At 55.3% G+C, this 17,223-nt stretch carries 12 protein-coding genes; 7 read left to right on the forward strand and 5 right to left on the reverse strand.

What is annotated here, in order from left to right; genetic code table 11:
* Positions 1-17: 17 nt before the first annotated feature.
* The gene (locus AB4Y96_RS22930) at positions 18-3,314 is read right to left on the reverse strand and encodes a peptidoglycan-binding protein (protein ID WP_441920129.1); all 3,297 of its coding nucleotides are present in this window, start codon (positions 3,312-3,314) and stop codon (positions 18-20) included.
* Between the two features lie 534 nt (positions 3,315-3,848).
* Here AB4Y96_RS22930 and AB4Y96_RS22935 point away from each other — a divergent pair.
* The 6 genes from AB4Y96_RS22935 to AB4Y96_RS22960 all read left to right on the forward strand — a co-directional run bounded on the left by AB4Y96_RS22935 (position 3,849) and on the right by AB4Y96_RS22960 (position 12,230).
* On the forward strand, positions 3,849-5,642 hold the full coding sequence (locus tag AB4Y96_RS22935; protein ID WP_441920130.1) for an acyl-CoA dehydrogenase C-terminal domain-containing protein: 1,794 nt from the start codon (positions 3,849-3,851) through the stop codon (positions 5,640-5,642).
* A 64-nt stretch (positions 5,643-5,706) separates the two neighbouring features.
* Positions 5,707-6,879: an acyl-CoA dehydrogenase family protein gene (locus AB4Y96_RS22940; protein WP_441920132.1), complete on the forward strand. Its 1,173-nt coding sequence runs from the start codon at positions 5,707-5,709 to the stop codon at positions 6,877-6,879.
* Positions 6,880-6,905: 26 nt separating this feature from the next.
* The gene (locus AB4Y96_RS22945) at positions 6,906-8,114 is read left to right on the forward strand and encodes an acetyl-CoA C-acetyltransferase (RefSeq protein WP_091886362.1); all 1,209 of its coding nucleotides are present in this window, start codon (positions 6,906-6,908) and stop codon (positions 8,112-8,114) included.
* A gap of 13 nt (positions 8,115-8,127) precedes the next feature.
* Positions 8,128-10,350, forward strand: a complete 2,223-nt coding sequence (locus tag AB4Y96_RS22950; RefSeq protein ID WP_441920135.1) for a 3-hydroxyacyl-CoA dehydrogenase NAD-binding domain-containing protein — start codon at positions 8,128-8,130, stop codon at positions 10,348-10,350.
* A 341-nt stretch (positions 10,351-10,691) separates the two neighbouring features.
* A complete protein-coding gene (locus tag AB4Y96_RS22955) occupies positions 10,692-11,336 on the forward strand; it encodes a LexA family transcriptional regulator (protein WP_441920137.1) in 645 nt (214 codons plus the stop codon).
* An 18-nt stretch (positions 11,337-11,354) separates the two neighbouring features.
* Entirely contained in the window at positions 11,355-12,230 is an 876-nt protein-coding gene (locus AB4Y96_RS22960; protein ID WP_441920138.1) for a thermonuclease family protein, read from the forward strand.
* A 13-nt stretch (positions 12,231-12,243) separates the two neighbouring features.
* On the opposite strand, the gene AB4Y96_RS22965 is transcribed toward AB4Y96_RS22960, so the two are convergent.
* The 3 genes from AB4Y96_RS22965 to AB4Y96_RS22975 all read right to left on the reverse strand — a co-directional run bounded on the left by AB4Y96_RS22965 (position 12,244) and on the right by AB4Y96_RS22975 (position 15,229).
* Positions 12,244-12,627 (reverse strand): VOC family protein, encoded by a 384-nt coding sequence (locus AB4Y96_RS22965; protein WP_441920140.1) that lies wholly within the window; start codon positions 12,625-12,627, stop codon positions 12,244-12,246.
* A 38-nt stretch (positions 12,628-12,665) separates the two neighbouring features.
* On the reverse strand, positions 12,666-14,324 hold the full coding sequence (locus tag AB4Y96_RS22970) for a lysine--tRNA ligase (protein ID WP_441920142.1): 1,659 nt from the start codon (positions 14,322-14,324) through the stop codon (positions 12,666-12,668).
* 107 nt (positions 14,325-14,431) lie between these two features.
* On the reverse strand, positions 14,432-15,229 hold the full coding sequence (locus AB4Y96_RS22975; RefSeq protein ID WP_244518542.1) for a transporter substrate-binding domain-containing protein: 798 nt from the start codon (positions 15,227-15,229) through the stop codon (positions 14,432-14,434).
* A 369-nt stretch (positions 15,230-15,598) separates the two neighbouring features.
* On the opposite strand from AB4Y96_RS22975, the gene AB4Y96_RS22980 reads away from it, so the two are divergent.
* Positions 15,599-16,966, forward strand: coding sequence for a glycosyltransferase (locus AB4Y96_RS22980; RefSeq protein WP_441920144.1), 1,368 nt, complete (start codon positions 15,599-15,601; stop codon positions 16,964-16,966).
* Positions 16,967-17,041: 75 nt separating this feature from the next.
* On the opposite strand, the gene AB4Y96_RS22985 is transcribed toward AB4Y96_RS22980, so the two are convergent.
* A partial coding sequence (locus AB4Y96_RS22985) for a hypothetical protein (RefSeq protein WP_441920145.1) occupies positions 17,042-17,223 on the reverse strand: 182 nt, incomplete at its 5' end.

Consider the following 17,223-nt stretch of genomic DNA (forward strand, 5'->3'; position numbering starts at 1 on the left):
CAGTCGCCGTTGTCGATTTAGGTGTTCTTTTCAAGCAGCCGCTTGACCAGATCCTTGTCGATATTACCTGTCGGCTTCAGCCCATTGGTCTTCTGGAAAGCCATGATGGCATCGCGGGTCTTCGTTCCCATCTTGCCGTCCGAACCACCGGCATCATAGCCGTTCTTGTTGAGGATAAGCTGGATATTGCGGATCGCCTTTTCCATGTCGACGGAACCCGTTGTAACAGGGCTTTCGCGCCACTCCGCCGGTGTGCTGAGCGCATTGGTCTCGGGGTTCATCGCCTTTGGCTTCCAAAGCTCGGTGGCTTCGCGTGCCCGGGTCAGCTGATCCGCCGTCATGGCTTTCGCCACTTCATCGCGCTTCTGCCCTGCATCCTTGTCACCGGCATTGGCAGCAAGCGCAAACCACTTGTAACTTTCCTCAAGGTTCTGCGGAACACCCATGCCCTTGGCGGACAAAATGGCCAGATTGAACTGGCTGTCTTTCACGCCAAGCTCGGCTGCCCTCGTGAACCACATGGCGGCAGATTCATTGTCTGGCGTACCATTCGCACCGGCCGCAAACAGCACGGCAAGATTGTGCATTGCGCTGGCATTGCCCTGTTCGGCGGCCAGTTGATAATAGGTTTTTGCCTTGGCGAGGTCGCGCGTAACGCCGAGGCCTTTTTCCGCGAAATTGCCGAGACGATACTGTGCCGGTGCAAAACCCTTGTCGGCGGCGAGATTGTACCATTCGGCTGCCTTGGCATAGTCGCTCTGCACGCCGCGGCCATCCATGTAGCGGTCGCCGATTTCAAACAATGCCTTGGGATTGCCGCTGGCAGCAGCTTCCCGCAATGGTTCAGGACCTGCTTCCATTGGAATGGCGGGAATAGGGGTGGCTGCTGTATCAACCTTTGCTGACGCCGGTACATCTGTCGCTGACTGTGCGGCAATCAGGCTGCCTACGGTTTCCTGCGTTGGAGCAGGCGCCGTGGCCTGATCGTCTACCTGAGGGCTTTCCGCCGGAACCTGCGGTGCTATGGCAGGCGTGGCCGGAGATGTCTCAGGTGTGGCAGTCGCGGCAAGCTGTGGCTTGGGGTCAGCTGTTGGCACAAGCGGTGCGGCGAGCGAGCCCGCATCACTGCTGATTGCGGCAGGGCCGCTAAAGTACGCGTTCTTCAATTGCAGTCCGGCAATGGCAATCATGATTGCGCCGATGGCAAGAAGAATGGGTTTACGCTGGCGGGCAAGAAGGCTGCCCTTCTTGCCTTCAGCACTATCCTTGCCGTGGCCGGAACCACGGGTTTGGTTTTCAACTTCCGCAGCGGCGGCTTGTGCAGCACGGCGGGCGGCAGCGATGAAATCCGCCTTGCCAACCGTGGCATCACCCGCAAGGTTCATCTCGCGGCGTTCATCGCGAACGCGCTTGAGAATGGAATTCAGGTCAGGCATGCCGGAGCCGGGCTCAAGCGGACGGTTCAGAATCTCGGAATCAAGGTCAGCCTTGTCATCGGTCTGTTCGTCGCTATCAACCGCTTCGATAGTCGGTTCCCGGTACGCCAGCTCCTGCCTGCTGCGGGATTTCATGCCGCGTGTCAGGTTGCCAAGCAGTGATTTGCGCGCCGGAGCCGATTGCTCCAGTTCGTCAGTGTCATCACCAGCGAGTGTCACCTGTGCCGAGATATCATTGAGCTTGGAAAAAACCGGTGCTTCAAAGGCGTTCTCTGCCTCACGCTGCGGTGTTTGATAGGCGTCAACCGTTCCCATGACCTTTGCAGCGGCACGTGGCCCCTCCACCCCGCCGCTTTCCAGTGAGCCGAGACGGTCAACGATTTTCAGCAGCGTGTCGTGGATAGCCTCGAAGGTCTTGGTGTTGCGGTCTTCCGATTTACGGGCAAGCCCTTCCAGCGCTTTCAGATCATCGGCGAGTTCGCGGGCGATGGCGCCATCATGGGCGTTGCCGAAATTGGCCGAGTTGCGAATGGCTTCCGAAGCCGCCTGACGCGCGGCCTCTACGACAAAGTCGCGGTTCATGGCCATTGATTCTTCGATCGCATCGAGACGCGGCGGAATGGCTGAAAATTCAGCGTAACGTTCATTCGACTGGGACAGATGCTCGGCAAGACCGGCGATCTGCAGCTCAAGATTGCGAATGGCATCATTCGCGCCGTCGGCCTGTGGGACGTTCTGGGCGATATAGCGCGCCATATCGTCAAAGCGGGCTTCGAGATTGTCGGTCAGCCTGATATCGCTGTGCTCGGCCATCATGTGATGGTCATCGAGACGGCGGGTCAACTCTTCAAAACGCTGGTCGATCTGGTTCATGAAGACAGGATCGGCGGCGGGTGCCTGCTGGGGCGCTGTTTCCAGCCGGTGGATGACGTGCAGAACCCGGTCTTCCAGATCGCGGAAATCAGAAATGCTGATGGAGGCGGGTGTGTTTTCAAGATGGCGGGTAACGGCAGACAGTTGTTCCGAAAGGGCATCAAGATTGACCGCCGGAGCCGTGCGCATGGCGGCCAGATGATCGACACGTTCGGCCAATTCGCCCATGCGTTGCAGGACAGTGTCAGAGGTGCGGTCATAGGCAACCGCCTCGACCTTGCTGCTTAATGTTGCGATACGCGCTTCAAGGCGTTCAAACGCATCGGTATCGTGATGGTTAGTCTGGGCAGGGCGGGCTGTTGCGACGATAGCGCGGCTGATTTCGTCAAGCCTCTTATCCATCTGGCGCATGAAATGGTTGTTTAAACCTGCCGTGCCGGTGTTTGAGATATGCTCGTCCATCACATCCCGGCGATTGTTGAGGCTCTTGACCTGTTCTTCACGAGCCAGTGCCGTGACGGTGCGCTTCAGCTCGTCAAGATCACCGCGCAGCATCGAGAGATGGTCCTCATCCCCACGACCGATAACATTGTTCGGCTGGCGGCTGGCCGTTGACTGGTTCAATCGCTGCAAGGTTTGCGTATGTGGTTCAGTATATGGACGTGTGGGCGCGCGGGTATCGTCGCGCATTTCTTCCCGCAACTGCTTGATACGGGCGGCGATGGCAGAAAGGTCGTGCTTGCCGTTCTGTGGCTTGCGGGCAAAGGCGGGCAGATCGTCGGATGGCTTGTGCATTGGAGTGCGTGTGCTCCCTGCCCGCGAGGCGAGGGCGACAAAACGGTCAGCAATATCACTCTGGTCATCCTCGGGATAATCGGGTTCCACGGAGTCGCGCAGCTGGGCTTCCAGCGCTTCGAGCGTGCGATTGATACCATCAAGCGAAGAAGTCTCGCGGCGTGAGCGGTTCACATTGACCTGTTCCAGTAGTGACCTTTGGTTCGTCATGGACGCCTGCTTTGCCGTGGTTACGCCAGCGGTCTGGCGGGTTAATTCTATCCTACGGGGCAGGGCCGGAAGCGCTGGCAATGGTCGCCTGTCACTCCTGGCATTGTTGTCTCGGTCTTCCGAAGCTTCTGAATGCGTTCTGCACATTGCTATCCGGTAAGCCGGGACTGTTCGCCCCATGCGGTCCGACAAGCCGTGAAAAACAAATCACTCATAGACACGGTTCACCGACACCGTGACATTGGCGAAACGTGGTAAACAAGTGGTTAAGAGATGGGCTGCAAACGTTAAAAATGTGATACGGTGCCGTTGGAATCCATGAACTCAGGCACTCGTCGAAATCGCTCGAATCCATTTCTCATCGCCGCAATCTCATTGAACAAGACACCCAATTCAGAAAGATTGATCCACAGGGGCAAAATATCACAAAATTTTGACGTTTACGGAAACGTCAAAATTTGTTAGAGAGATGGAAAATCCGACGGCACCGAAGTCTCCGGGCCGTTTTGCTCGTTTATGTTTTGGAGGAAACTGATGCCGAGTTATCGCGCGCCCGTTGAAGACACGCTTTTCATTTTGAACGATGTTCTGGGCTATGAACGCTACAACAATCTGCCAGGATTCGCTGATGCATCGCCGGATATCGTCGAAGCAATTTTGAGCGAAGGTGCCAAGCTGGCGGAGAACACCCTGTTTCCGATCAACCAGTCCGGCGACCATGAAGGTTGCGTGCGCCATGCGGATGGCACTGTCACGACGCCAAAGGGTTTCAAGGCGGCTTTTGACCAGTATCGCGAAGGCGGCTGGATGAGCCTTTCCATACCGGCGGAATTCGGTGGTCAGGGTCTGCCCTATGCGCTGCACGTTGCCGTTGGTGAATATATGTCCTCTGCCAATATGGCGCTGATCATGTATCCCGGCCTGACGCAGGGTGCGATTGCCGCAATCCTCACCCATGGCAGTGACGACCAGAAGCAGACTTATCTGCCGAAAATGGTCGATGGCACCTGGACCGGCACGATGAACCTCACCGAGCCCCATTGCGGCACCGATCTTGGCCTGCTGCGCACCAAGGCCGTGCCGAATGCCGATGGTTCCTACAAAATATCAGGCCAGAAGATTTTCATCTCGGCCGGTGAACATGACATGTCTGATAACATCATCCATCTGGTGCTTGCCCGTATCGAAGGCGCGCCTGAGGGTGTGAAGGGTATTTCCCTGTTTATCGTTCCCAAGTTCAATCTTGACGACAGCGGCAATGCCGGTACCCGCAATGGTGTGTCGTGTGGATCCATCGAAGAAAAGATGGGCATCCACGCCAATTCCACTTGCGTGATGAACTATGATGAAGCCACCGGCTATCTGATCGGCGGCGAGAACAAGGGCCTGCGCGCCATGTTCACGATGATGAACGAAGCGCGTCTGGGTGTTGCGCTGCAGGGTCTGTCCATTGGCGAAATCGCCTACCAGAATGCTGTTGAATATGCCCGCGAGCGTATTCAGGGACGCTCCTTGACCGGACCGAAGGCGGCGGACAAGAAGGCCGATCCGATTATCGTTCATCCGGATATTCGCCGTATCCTGATGACCATCAAGTCATTCAATGAAGCGGGCCGCGCGTTCATTCTCTGGTCTGCCTTGAAGTCTGATGTGGCACACCGTTCGGATGATGAAGGCGACAAGCAGATTGCCGATGATATTCTCAGCCTGATGACCCCTATCCTCAAGGGTGTTCTGACCGACAAGGGCTTTGAACATGCGGTCATGGCGCAGCAGGTCTATGGTGGTCACGGCTATATCGAAGAACATGGCATGAGCCAGTATGTGCGCGATGCACGTATTGCCATGATCTATGAAGGCGCCAATGGCGTACAGGCGCTCGATCTCGTTGGCCGCAAGCTTGGTGCCAATGGCGGCCGCGCTGTCATGGCTTTCTTCAAGGAAGTCGGCGATTTCTGCGAAGAGAACCGCGGCGATGAGAAGCTCGCCTTCTTCACCAAGCATCTGAAGAAGGGCCTTAACGATCTGCAGGCTGCCTCCATGTGGTTGATGCAGAACGGCATGGCAAACCCTGATAATGCTGGCGCAGCCTCAACCGATTACATGCATCTCTTTGGTCTGGTTTCGCTCGGCTATATGTGGGCGCAGATTGCCAAGGCATCCCATGCCAAACTGGCAGAAGGCGCCGCCAAGAAGGATTTCTACGAGACCAAACTGGTCACTGGAAAGTTCTTCATGGAACGTGTGATGCCCGAGACATCGGCTCATCTGGCCCGCATCCAGACCGGCGCGGACACCATGATGACGCTGGCCGCAGAAGCGTTCTGATTTCTGGCAAATGGGGGCGGAGGCCCCCATTTGTGATGAGCGATGATTTCTAGGGAGGTTGGAAATGTCTATTCGGCCGGAAGATGTGTTGGGCGTTCCAAAACCCGACTGGAAAACTGAAGATGTGGTGATGTTGCAGGACWTGACTTCGAAGTTTCTCGAAGCCGAGGTTCTGCCCCACTACGACCGTTTCGAGAAGCAGGAAATTTTTGACCGCTCTGTCTGGGAACTGGCTGGCCAGAATGGCCTTCTCTGTGCCTCGATGCCGGAAGAATATGGCGGCGCGGGCGGCACCTACGCCCATGAGAGCGCCATTCTTGAAGCCATTAGCCATGTGGGCGTCGATGGCTTCGGCATCGCCCTGCACAATTCGATCGTGGCTCCCTATATTCTTCACTATGGTTCTGAAGAACAGAAGAAGAAGTGGCTGCCAAAGATGGCAAGCGGCGAACTGATTGGCGCTATAGCCATGACCGAGCCGGGCGCTGGTTCCGATCTTCAGGGTGTGAAAACAAGCGCCAAGAAGGACGGCAACCATTACGTCATCAATGGTTCGAAGACGTTCATCACCAATGGTCAGCTGGCCAATCTGGTTGTCGTCGTTGCCAAGACAGACCCTGCCAAGGGCGCAAAGGGCACATCGCTGATTGTCATTGAGACGGACGGGCAGGAAGGTTTCGAGCGCGGCCGCAATCTCGACAAGGTCGGGCTAAAGTCGAATGACACGTCGGAACTCTTCTTCAACAATGTCCGTGTGCCGACCTCCAATTTGCTCGGAACCGAGGAAGGTGAGGGCTTCGTCCAGTTGATGCAGCAATTGCCGCAGGAGCGTCTCCAGATCGGTGGTACTGCGATTGCCATGGCCGAACGCGCCATTGCGATCACCTCCGACTATGTCAAGGAACGCAAGGCGTTCGGCAAGGCGGTCATCGAGTTCCAGAACACCCAGTTCAAGCTGGCTGAGATGAAGACGGAAGCCACGATTGGCCGCGTTTTCTACAATCATTGCGTGGAGCGCCACGTCAATGGCGGGCTCGATCCGGTCACTGCCTCCATGGCGAAATATTGGCTCAGTGACCTGCAGAACAAAATTGTCGATGAATGCCTGCAGCTGCATGGCGGCTATGGTTACATGAATGAATATCCGATCGCACGTATGTTCCGTGATGCCCGCGTTCAGCGGATTTATGGCGGAACCAATGAAATCATGAAGCTTTTGATCGCCCGCAGCCTCTGAGCTACGGTTCGAAAAGGGAGAATGAAATGGCCGAAGCATATATTTATGACCACGTCCGCACACCACGCGGCAAGGGCAAGAAGGATGGCAGCCTGCATGAAGTGCCGGCCGTCCGTCTGGGTGCCAAGGTGCTGGAAGCGCTGCGCGACCGCAATGGTCTCGACACGGGACTGGTTGATGACATCATCTATGGTTGTGTTGATCCCGTTGGTGAAGCGGGCGCTGTTATCCCGCGCTCTTCCGCCTTTGAAGCCGGTTACGATTTCAAGGCGCCGGGCATGCAGATTTCGCGCTTCTGTGCGTCAGGTCTCGATGCGGTAAACTTTGCCGCTGCCAAGATCGTGCAGGGTGCCGATGACATCGTTATCGCTGGCGGCGTGGAATCCATGTCACGCGTCGGCATGGGCATGTCTGGTGGTGCCTGGTACATGGACCCATCCGTTGGTCTGCCCGGCTATTTCATGCCGCAGGGCGTATCAGCAGATCTGATCGCCACCAAATATGGTTTCACCCGCGATGATGTCGACGCCTATGCGGTCGAAAGCCAGAAGCGTGCCGGTGAAGCCTGGAAGAAGGGCTACTTCAAGAACTCGGTGCTCAGCATCAAGGACCAGAACGGCCTGACAATCCTCGACCATGATGAGCATATGCGTCCGACCACGGATATGCAGGCGCTGGCTTCCCTCAACCCATCCTTTGTGATGCCCGGCGAAATGGGCGGCTTTAACGCCGTTGGCATACAGGCGCATCCGGAAGTTGAAACCATCAACCACGTCCACCATGCCGGCAACTCCTCCGGTATCGTTGACGGCGCTGCTGGCGTTCTTCTCGGCTCGAAGAGTGCAGGCAAGGCGCTTAGCGCCAAGCCGCGCGCCCGTATTCGTGCCTTTGCCAATATTGGTTCCGATCCGGCATTGATGCTGACAGGCCCGGTTGATGTCACCGAGAAGCTGCTGAAGCGCGCCAAGATGAAGATTTCGGACATTGATCTGTTCGAACTGAATGAAGCTTTTGCCGCCGTGGTCCTACGCTACATGCAGGCTTTCAACATCCCGCGTGACAAGATCAACGTGAATGGTGGCGCCATCGCCATGGGCCACCCGCTCGGCGCAACCGGTGCGATGATCCTCGGCACGGTTCTTGACGAACTGGAGCGCCGCGACCTGAATGTAGCATTGGTCACACTGTGCATTGGTGCCGGTATGGGCACTGCAACCATTATCGAACGCGTCTGAGGGAGAGCAGAGGATGAGCTATACAAACTTCAAATTCGACGTCGACGCTGATGGTATTGCGCTCGTTACCTGGGACATGCCTGACAAGTCGATGAATGTCTTCACCGAAGAGGTGATGAAGGAACTCGACGCCATCGTCGACCGGGTTGCCAAGGACGAAGCTATCAAGGGCGCCGTGATCACTTCTGGTAAGGATACATTCTCCGGCGGCGCTGACCTGACCATGCTCAAGCGCATGTTCCAGCTGTTTCAGGATGAAAAAGCCAAGGACCCCAAGAAGGCCGTCGAACTTCTGTTCGAAAACACCGGCAAGATGGGCGGCCTGTTCCGCAAGCTTGAAACATCGGGCAAGCCTTGGGTTTCCGCCATCAACGGCACCTGCATGGGCGGCGCATTCGAAATGTCGCTGGCCTGCCATGGCCGCGTTGTTTCCGATGATCCATCGGTGAAAATGGCCCTGCCGGAAGTCAAGGTTGGCATCTTCCCCGGTGCCGGTGGCACACAGCGCGTTCCGCGCCTGACCAACCAGCAGGACGCCCTGCAGATGATGACGACCGGTTCAAGCCTGACCGCTGCGCGCGCCAAGGCCATGGGTCTGGTGCACGAAATTGCTCCGGCCAAGAAGCTCGTTGAAACAGCCAAGAAGATGATCAAGGCAGGCTTGAAGCCTGTCCAGCCATGGGATGAAAAGGGCTTCAAGCTCCCCGGCGGCGCGATCTATTCGGCAGCTGGTGCCAATCTCTGGCCAGCCGCAACGGCCATTTTGCGCCGTGAAACCTATGGCAATTATCCGGGTGCCGCCGCCATCCTCAAATCCGTCTATGAAGGCCTTCTCGTGCCTTTCGATACGGGTCTGAAGATCGAGCAGCGCTATTTCACCAACATCCTGCAGAGCACGGAAGCTGGCATGATGATCCGCTCGCTGTTCGTTTCCCTGCAGGAACTGAACAAGGGTGCGCGCCGTCCTGTCGACGTCAAACCGACCAAGTTCAAGAAGATCGGTGTTATCGGTGCCGGTTTCATGGGCGCAGGCATTGCCTATGTCACTGCGAAAGCCGGTATTCCTGTCGTTCTGATCGACCAGACTCAGGAAGCTGCCGACAAGGGCAAGGCGCATACGGCTGACCTGATTACCAAGGAAGTCCAGAAGGGCAAGGCAACTGCCGAGGACAAGGAAAAGCTCCTCGGGCTGATCACCGCGACAACGCAATATGCGGAACTTGATGGTGCGGATCTTGTCATCGAAGCTGTGTTTGAAGACCGTGAAGTCAAGCGCAAGGCAACGGAACAGGTGGAAGCCGTATTGAAGCCCGCAGCCGTGTTTGCATCCAACACCTCGACATTGCCGATCACCGGTCTTGCCAAGGTTTCGGTGCGGCCAAAGAACTTCATCGGCATTCACTTCTTCTCGCCCGTCGACAAGATGATGCTGGTCGAGGTTATTCTGGGCAAGAAGACCTCCGAGAAGGCGCTGGCCGTTGCGCTGGACTATGTCCGTGCAATCAAGAAGACGCCGATTGTCGTCAATGACACCCGCGGCTTCTATGTCAATCGCTGCGTCCTGCGCTACATGTCGGAAGCCTACAACATGCTCGTGGAAGGCGTTCCGCCTGCAATGATCGAGAATGTTGCGCGCATGGCAGGCATGCCGGTCGGACCGCTTGCGCTCAACGACGAAACTGCAATCGACCTGTCGCAGAAAATCCTCAAGGCAACGCTTGCCGATCTTGGCCCGAAAGCTGTCGATCCGCGCCATGTGGAACTGGTCAACACGCTGGTCGATAAGTATGACCGTCGCGGCCGCAAGAATGGCAAGGGTTTCTACGATTACCCGGCCAAGCCAGCCAAGAAGCATCTTTGGCCAGAACTGAAGACGCTCTATCCGCAACAGGATGCCGATAAGATCGATGTGGAAGAACTGAAGCAGCGCTTCCTCTTTACCATCGCCTTGGAAGCGGCTCGCGTCATGGAAGAGGGTATCGTCACCGATCCGCGCGAAGCGGATGTCGGCTCGATCCTGGCCTTCGGTTTTGCACCTTATACGGGCGGAACATTGTCCTACATCGATGGTATCGGTGCAGCGAAGTTCGTGAAGATCGCCAAAGGTTTGCAGAAGAAGTATGGCGCTCAGTTCAAGGCACCAAAACTGCTGCTTGATATGGCTGAGACAGGTGAAACCTTCTATGAGCGCTTTAATCCCTATCCGGTTGAAGCCAAGAAGAAAAAAGCTGCCTGATTAAAAGATGAGGGGATCAGATACTGATCCCCTCATTGTTATTGCAGATAGTTCAATTGGAGCTCTGCATGGATATCGTGGGTTGTTGTTGTGTGGTTCGTGGTTCGACAAGCTCACCATGAGGGAGAGGGGTGATGCAAGGGAGTCAAGTTCTGCAACAGTTGTGATCTGCAGTCTTTGTGCTGCACTCTTTGCGATTATCGTTGCATCACCCCTCTCCCTCATGGTGAGCTTGTCGAACCACGAACATAAGAAAGTTTTCCGCGTTTTATCTCGACTTTTCCACAAATTGCTCCTAGAACTTTAGTAAAGGTATTTTTTCCTTTATCTGGAAGAATCTGATGTTTTCACATGACCGAATCTGGGCGGCCATTGATGCGCTGGCGGAACGTCATTCGCTTTCCGTTTCGGGATTGGCGAAGCGTGCCGGGCTTGACCCCACTACATTCAACAAATCCAAACGTTATGCTGTCGATGGCCGTGCGCGGTGGCCTTCGACGGAATCGCTGGCCAAGATCATGGAAGCGACGGGCGCTTCTCTGGATGAATTCATGCTGCTGGTTATCGGCGGCAAGGGCAATAGGGCCGGAAGCGGTGTGATGCGCTCCGTACCGCTGCTGGGTTTTGCCCAGGCAGGTGCGGGTGGTTTTTTTGATGATGGCGGCTTTCCGGTTGGGCAAGGCTGGGATGTGGTTGAATTTCCCGTTGGATCGGGGGATGCCGTCTATGCGCTGGAAGTTTCCGGCGACTCCATGCTGCCGCTCTATCGCGACGGCGACACCATTATTGTCGCTCCCGGTGCGCCCGTGCGGCGCGGCGATCGTGTCGTTGTCCGCACAAAAGAGGGTGAGGTCATGGCCAAGATTCTCGCACGCCAGACCCCACGCACTATTGAACTGCTTTCGATGAACCCGGAGCACGCCAACCGGACGTTCGATGCGGTTCATATCGACTGGATTGCCCGGATATTGTGGGCCAGCCAATAATAGGGAGCGAATTCCCCCATGCGTCAGATACCGCTCTATGTCCTGACCATTCTGGTCGGGCTTGGTTTGGCCTATGTCTTCATCTCGCCGTTTTATATCGGGCTGCCATCATCAGGTGTAAGCGGACAAGATGTGACGATTGCTCCGGAAAACTTTCAGATACCCGATGATGCGGACGGTGAGGCGCCGGGTGCCTCTGACCAGCCGCAGGAAGCAGCACCTCCAGTATCACAAACAACAACTGCTGCACGGCAGGTTGATCCGGATGGTTTTTCTTTTACGGGTAAGGAAACAGTACCTCTGCAACGCATCGAGCCACGTCAACCTCTGAGCGAAATCGGGCAGGCAGTACCGCCGCCACCGCCACCACCGCCTGTGCCGGTTGATAATACGGCAAGACCCAAATTGCTTTACCGGCCAGTGGCGACCGCTGCGGGGGCAGTTGAGGCCTCCGGCTACAAGATCGCTGTTGAGGGCATCAACATTATATCCCCTGATGAAACCTGTGCAATTGACGGCGGTGCATCATGGCCCTGCGGCATGGCGGCCCGCACTGCTTTTCGCAATTGGCTGCGTTCCAGAGCGATAGAGTGCAATGTCCCCGGTCAGCCGCCGGAGGCGGTTATTTCGACCCAGTGTAAGCTTGGCACCATCAATCTGGCCGCATGGCTGGTTGATAATGGCTGGGCACGGGCCGGTGATGGCACATCTCTGGCCGAAAACATGAAAAGGGCACAGGAGGCGAAGCTCGGAGTTTTTGGCAGTCCGCCCCCGACGCTTCCCGCAATTGACGAGGCGCCATTGCTTGACTCTTCCGGCGAAGTGCCAGAGCTACAGCCAGCGCTGCCGCCTGTGACTGCACCTGACGCATCATTTCCGCCGAAGCCGCAGTAGAGAGCTTAACTCCTCAACGCTCGTGGCAGACAGCTTCCACATTATGGCTGTCCGGATCGTGCACAAAGGCCCCATAATAATCAGGATGATAATGGGCACGCAGTCCGGGCTGGCCATTGTCTTTGCCACCGGCCTCAAGCGCTGCCTTATGGAAAGCATCCACAAGCGCACGATTGCCGACACGAAACGCAACATGGACAGGGGGATTGTTCGGTGTGCCGCTGGCAATCCAGAAATCCGGTTTGCCGCCTTCGCCAAAACCGGCAACATCAGCGCTTCCGGTGACGGAGGCGGGAAACTCGACAATCAGTTCATAGCCAATGGCCGCCAGCGCTTTCTGATAGAATTTCTTGCTCTCTTCGAAATTGCTGACGTTCACGCCGGTATGGTCAATCATCCATTCCTCCCGAGGATTTTACTCCTGATATGGAAGAACTAAGCCAATTGACCCGTCAATGCCTTTTTGACGAGCGCCCGTGTTTCGTTGATCCCATAAAGCGCGACGAAAGAGCCAAAGCGCGGTCCGCGTTCCTGTCCGATCAGCACCTCATAGAGCATCTGGAAGAACGACACGGATACGCCGGGTCCACCCTCGGGGCTCTTCTTGGTGTGATCCTGATAGCGTTCAATGCCACGCGCGACGTCCAGCATGGCATTCTGGATCGCATTGCCATCCGCATCCGCAGGCAATGTCGCGAGTTTCGCATCAATGCCCCTCAGTGCGTCGAGTTCAACCTCATCGGCCGGACGGAACTTCTTCGTCGGCTTGACGAAATCATTGAAGTAGCGGATCGCATACGTGACAAGTTCGTTGAGCTTCGGATTGTTCTCCTGTGTCACGCCGGGCGCATAGCGGGAAATGAAGCCCCAGAGAACATCAGCATTCTCGGCGTTTGAAGCGCTGACAAGATTGAGCAGCATGGCGAAAGGCACGGGCATATCAAGTACGGGCGGGTTGCCGTAATGCTGATGCCAGACCGGGTTGCCCAGCCGCTCCTTCCATTCCTGCCGCTGATACGCGGAAAGGAACGTGAAGTACTCGTCCACTGCCTTCGGGATCACGTCGAAATAGAGTTTTTTCGCGGTCTTCGGCTTCTGGAACATATAGAGCGACAGGCTCTCGGTCGGGGCATAGGTCAGCCAGTCATCAATGGTCAGGCCATTGCCCTTCGACTTCGAAATCTTCTGGCCCTTGTCATCAAGGAAAAGCTCATAATTGAAGCCTTCGGGCGCGCGGCCGCCAATAGCGCGGCAAATCTTGGATGACAGCGTAACGGAGTCGATCAGGTCCTTGCCGGCCATTTCGTAGTCAACACCAAGCGCGGTCCAGCGCATGGCCCAATCAGCCTTCCACTGGCACTTGACTTTGCCGCCGGTGACTTCCGTTTCTATGTGCTCGCCGGTATCCGGATCTTCATAGGTAATGGTACCCTTTTGCACGTTGCGGGCAATCATGGGCACCTGCAGGACAATGCCTGTGGTGGGGCTGATAGGCAGGAACGGCGAATAGGTCGCGCGGCGTTCCTCACCCAAGGTTGGCTGGATGATGTTCATGACATCATCATAAGCAGCCAGCATTTTGAGCAGCGTCTCGTCAAACCGGCCCGATGTATAATAATCCGTGGCGGATGCGAATTCATAATCGAAGCCGAAGCGGTCGAGGAATGCCCGCAACCGGGCATTATTGGCGGCGCCAAACGATGGATATTCGTTGGAGAAGGGATCAGGGATGCGGCTGAGCGGCTTGCCCAGATATGACGCCATCATATCCCGGTTTGGTACATTGTCTGGAACCTTGCGCAATCCATCCATATCGTCTGAAAAGCACAGAATCTTTGTCTTGACGCTGTCGTTTGTCAGGACGCGAAAGGCGTGGCGAACCATCGAGGTCCGCGCCACTTCGCCGAATGTGCCAATGTGGGGAAGACCGGATGGACCGTAACCCGTTTCGAACAGGACCGTTTCAGGGTAACCGGATTTCTCATACCGTTTGATAATCTTCTGCGCCTCTTCGAAGGGCCATGCTTTGGCCTCTGCTGCCGCCGCGATAAGCTCGGGGGTCAGTTCGATTTGGGTATTGGGGCGCGACGTCATTCTCGGTTTCCTGTTTTCCTGCCATGTGGTGAAGCGCGCGGACACTATGGCGGCAGCTTCGCCGCGTCAATTGCCACGGCGTCACACGGGGTTGCTGGTATGTAATTTCAATAGAAATCGACGGGGAAGTACCGCAGATAGAGTTCAGAGGTCGTGCCTTTTTCTTCCATGGATTTCAACGCAAAATTGAAGGCATCAACGAGATCGGTGTTTTTCGTCGTGGTGGCTATCATCATACCATCGCCCAGAAACTGCGGCGCAATGTAGGGTCCGCCAGCAAACGCGCAGCAATTCTTGGCTTCCGGACTGCCAATCCAGAACGACAGATCAGACCCGTCGCCAAAAACCGCGTCGATTTTCTTGTCCAGCAAATCCTTCAACATCAATTCGCGCGTGGGATAGCCGACCCATCGATCTTTTGGAAAATAATCAGCAAAAATCGCCTGATGAACGGACCCGGCAACGACGCCAACCACCTTGCTCTCAAGCTTGTCAGCCAAAGGCTCCGCAAGCACCGTTTCCTTCAAGGTAACGAAACGGGCAGGCAAGCGCATATAGGGAGCGGTGAATGCGAACTTTTCTCGCAGCGCTGTTGTGGGTTTCAAACCAGCGATAATCGCCTCGGCTTCACCGTTTTCTACGGTTTGCTGCAGTTCGTTCCATGGCCGCGCTTCGATCTGGCAAATCGCAGTCACATTCAACTCGTTGCAGATGGCCCGTACCAGATCGATATTGAAACCGGAAATGCGCCCGCTTGCGTCTACGAAATTGAATGGCGGATAATCCACGGTGGTGACAAACCGGATACGCTCGACCGTGGAAAGATCAGGTTTTGCGACATGTTCCCGCCCATCCCAGTAATGCGGAAAATCCGATGCGGCAACGGCTTGGGACAGCCCCGCCATGAGGAAACCTGCAGTGCAAAAAGCGATTGTCCGGATATGCATTCGATCTCAGAAGCTGGTGTGATTTGCCCGAAGATTAGCACGGCTGGTTCTGACATGACAGGTTTGATGGTTGTGGTCGGGTTTATCTCGTGCCGATCTGCCGGGCAGCACCGGATTTGATAACTGGCTTCGACTTTCGATGGATTGTTATGGATACAAATCATGCCTACAAGTATAACCTATTGTTTATAAAGCTATAAATTGTTTTGAACTTCATTTTCAATTTCGAATTGTAGGTTGAGTTTATAATGTTGGCTTGTTCATTGCGAAAGAAATACGTTCTATCCATCGGGAGCATTCAGGAAACATATATCCAGTAGACGGCCAGTGCGTTCCCGTGAAATTGAGGTTGTTCTGGCTGCGCGACTCTATCGTGCGGGATTGGCGAAAGCGTTGATAGAAGCTGCTTTCACGGCCTCCATCATTAACAACACGTCTTTTATTGATGAACTCTATGCAAGCACATGCGGCGATGATGGATTGGTCGGGCAGTGTATTGCTGATGTAGTGGGGGTGGCTTTTGAAGAGGTTCCCCGAAGCACGACCATTGTTTTACGCGGGGGCCTGAATTTGAGCATTCTGCCACGCGCACGCATCGCAACGGTACTCACCCGCGATAATTATGCGCTGATTTATATCGCGCCAACCATCAATGATATAGCTGTTATCAAGCGCGATCTGTCAGAGCGCGATGATCTAGTAACGCGATTGAGGGTAACCACGCCGTCAGGTGTGCGTGAGCTTCTAAGATCGGGCCACGAAAAGTTGCTCGTCAATGAAGCATCAAGAATGGTCGAGGACACACATCAGGAATACTCGGCAAAAATTGTCCTGACAGGCCAGCAAGGTGTTTTACTCGGCGTATTGGCAACCTGTTTTCTGTTGTTGACCTTTCACAACGCGCGACTGACATGGCAGGGGCTGCACGTTATTCTTTCCCTGTTTTTCCTTTCCTGCGTCACGTTGCGATTGGCTGCTTGCAGGAGCTTGAGTAGCGATAGCCTATCACCTCTGCTTGAAATCAGACCCGATGAGCTTCCTGTTTACACGGTTATGGTGGCGCTTTATCAGGAAGCCGACATTGTTCCGCAACTGGTGAAAGCCATGTTGGGGCTGAACTGGCCACGATCGAAACTACAGGTTCTGTTTCTGTGCGAAGCGGACGATGAGGCGACGCTGGCTGCACTCAAGCGTGAAGAAATGCCTCAGTGTTTTGACGTCCTGCCAATATCCGGCAGCGGTCCGCGAACGAAGCCAAAGGCACTCAATTACGGATTGCTGCTGTCGAAGGGGGCATTTGTTGTCATCTATGATGCCGAGGATCGCCCCCATCCGGACCAGTTGCTTGAAGCCTTCCAGCGCTTCCAATCGGCCGATGAAAAACTTGGATGTCTTCAGGCTCCGCTCAAAGTGGCCAATGCCCATGAAAGCATGATCGCGCGGATGTTCGCTTTCGAGTATGCGGCCCATTTCAGGAGCTTCCTGCCGTGGCTTGCGCATCATGGGTTGGTGCTGCCGCTTGGTGGCACCTCCAATCATTTTCGTTATGATTGCTTGAGAGCCGCTGGAGGATGGGACCCACACAATGTCACCGAGGATGCGGAACTCGGAACCCGTCTGGCTCGACTGGGGTATCGGATCGAGATGATTTCGCGTCCAACCCTTGAAGACGCACCCACCGAAATTGACATATGATTTCGCCAACGCACACGCTGGTTCAAAGGCTGGATACAGACCTGGCTCGTTCAGATGCGCCGGCCTGTTATATTGCTAAGGCAACTGGGCATTCAGCGCTTCCTTGCTTATCATTTGTTGGCAGCGGGGATGATTGTTTCCTCGCTGCTTTACCCGTTCACTCTGTTTTTTATTGTCGGAGCCACCTTCTGTTGGCTTTCCGGGTATGGTGCCTTTGCGGAAGTCCGGGAACTTCTTCTTGTTGATATCCTCAATAT

This window comes from Phyllobacterium sp. TAF24 (assembly GCF_052113785.1).
Lineage (GTDB): Bacteria > Pseudomonadota > Alphaproteobacteria > Rhizobiales > Rhizobiaceae > Phyllobacterium.

Coding starts and splice junctions, on each gene's coding strand:
- AB4Y96_RS22930 (WP_441920129.1), bottom strand. CDS start 3,314: ATGACGAACCAAAGGTCACTACTGGAACAGGTCAATGTGAACCGCTCA.
- AB4Y96_RS22935 (WP_441920130.1), top strand. CDS start 3,849: ATGCCGAGTTATCGCGCGCCCGTTGAAGACACGCTTTTCATTTTGAAC.
- AB4Y96_RS22945 (WP_091886362.1), top strand. CDS start 6,906: ATGGCCGAAGCATATATTTATGACCACGTCCGCACACCACGCGGCAAG.
- AB4Y96_RS22950 (WP_441920135.1), top strand. CDS start 8,128: ATGAGCTATACAAACTTCAAATTCGACGTCGACGCTGATGGTATTGCG.
- AB4Y96_RS22955 (WP_441920137.1), top strand. CDS start 10,692: ATGTTTTCACATGACCGAATCTGGGCGGCCATTGATGCGCTGGCGGAA.
- AB4Y96_RS22960 (WP_441920138.1), top strand. CDS start 11,355: ATGCGTCAGATACCGCTCTATGTCCTGACCATTCTGGTCGGGCTTGGT.
- AB4Y96_RS22965 (WP_441920140.1), bottom strand. CDS start 12,627: ATGATTGACCATACCGGCGTGAACGTCAGCAATTTCGAAGAGAGCAAG.
- AB4Y96_RS22970 (WP_441920142.1), bottom strand. CDS start 14,324: ATGACGTCGCGCCCCAATACCCAAATCGAACTGACCCCCGAGCTTATC.
- AB4Y96_RS22975 (WP_244518542.1), bottom strand. CDS start 15,229: ATGGCGGGGCTGTCCCAAGCCGTTGCCGCATCGGATTTTCCGCATTAC.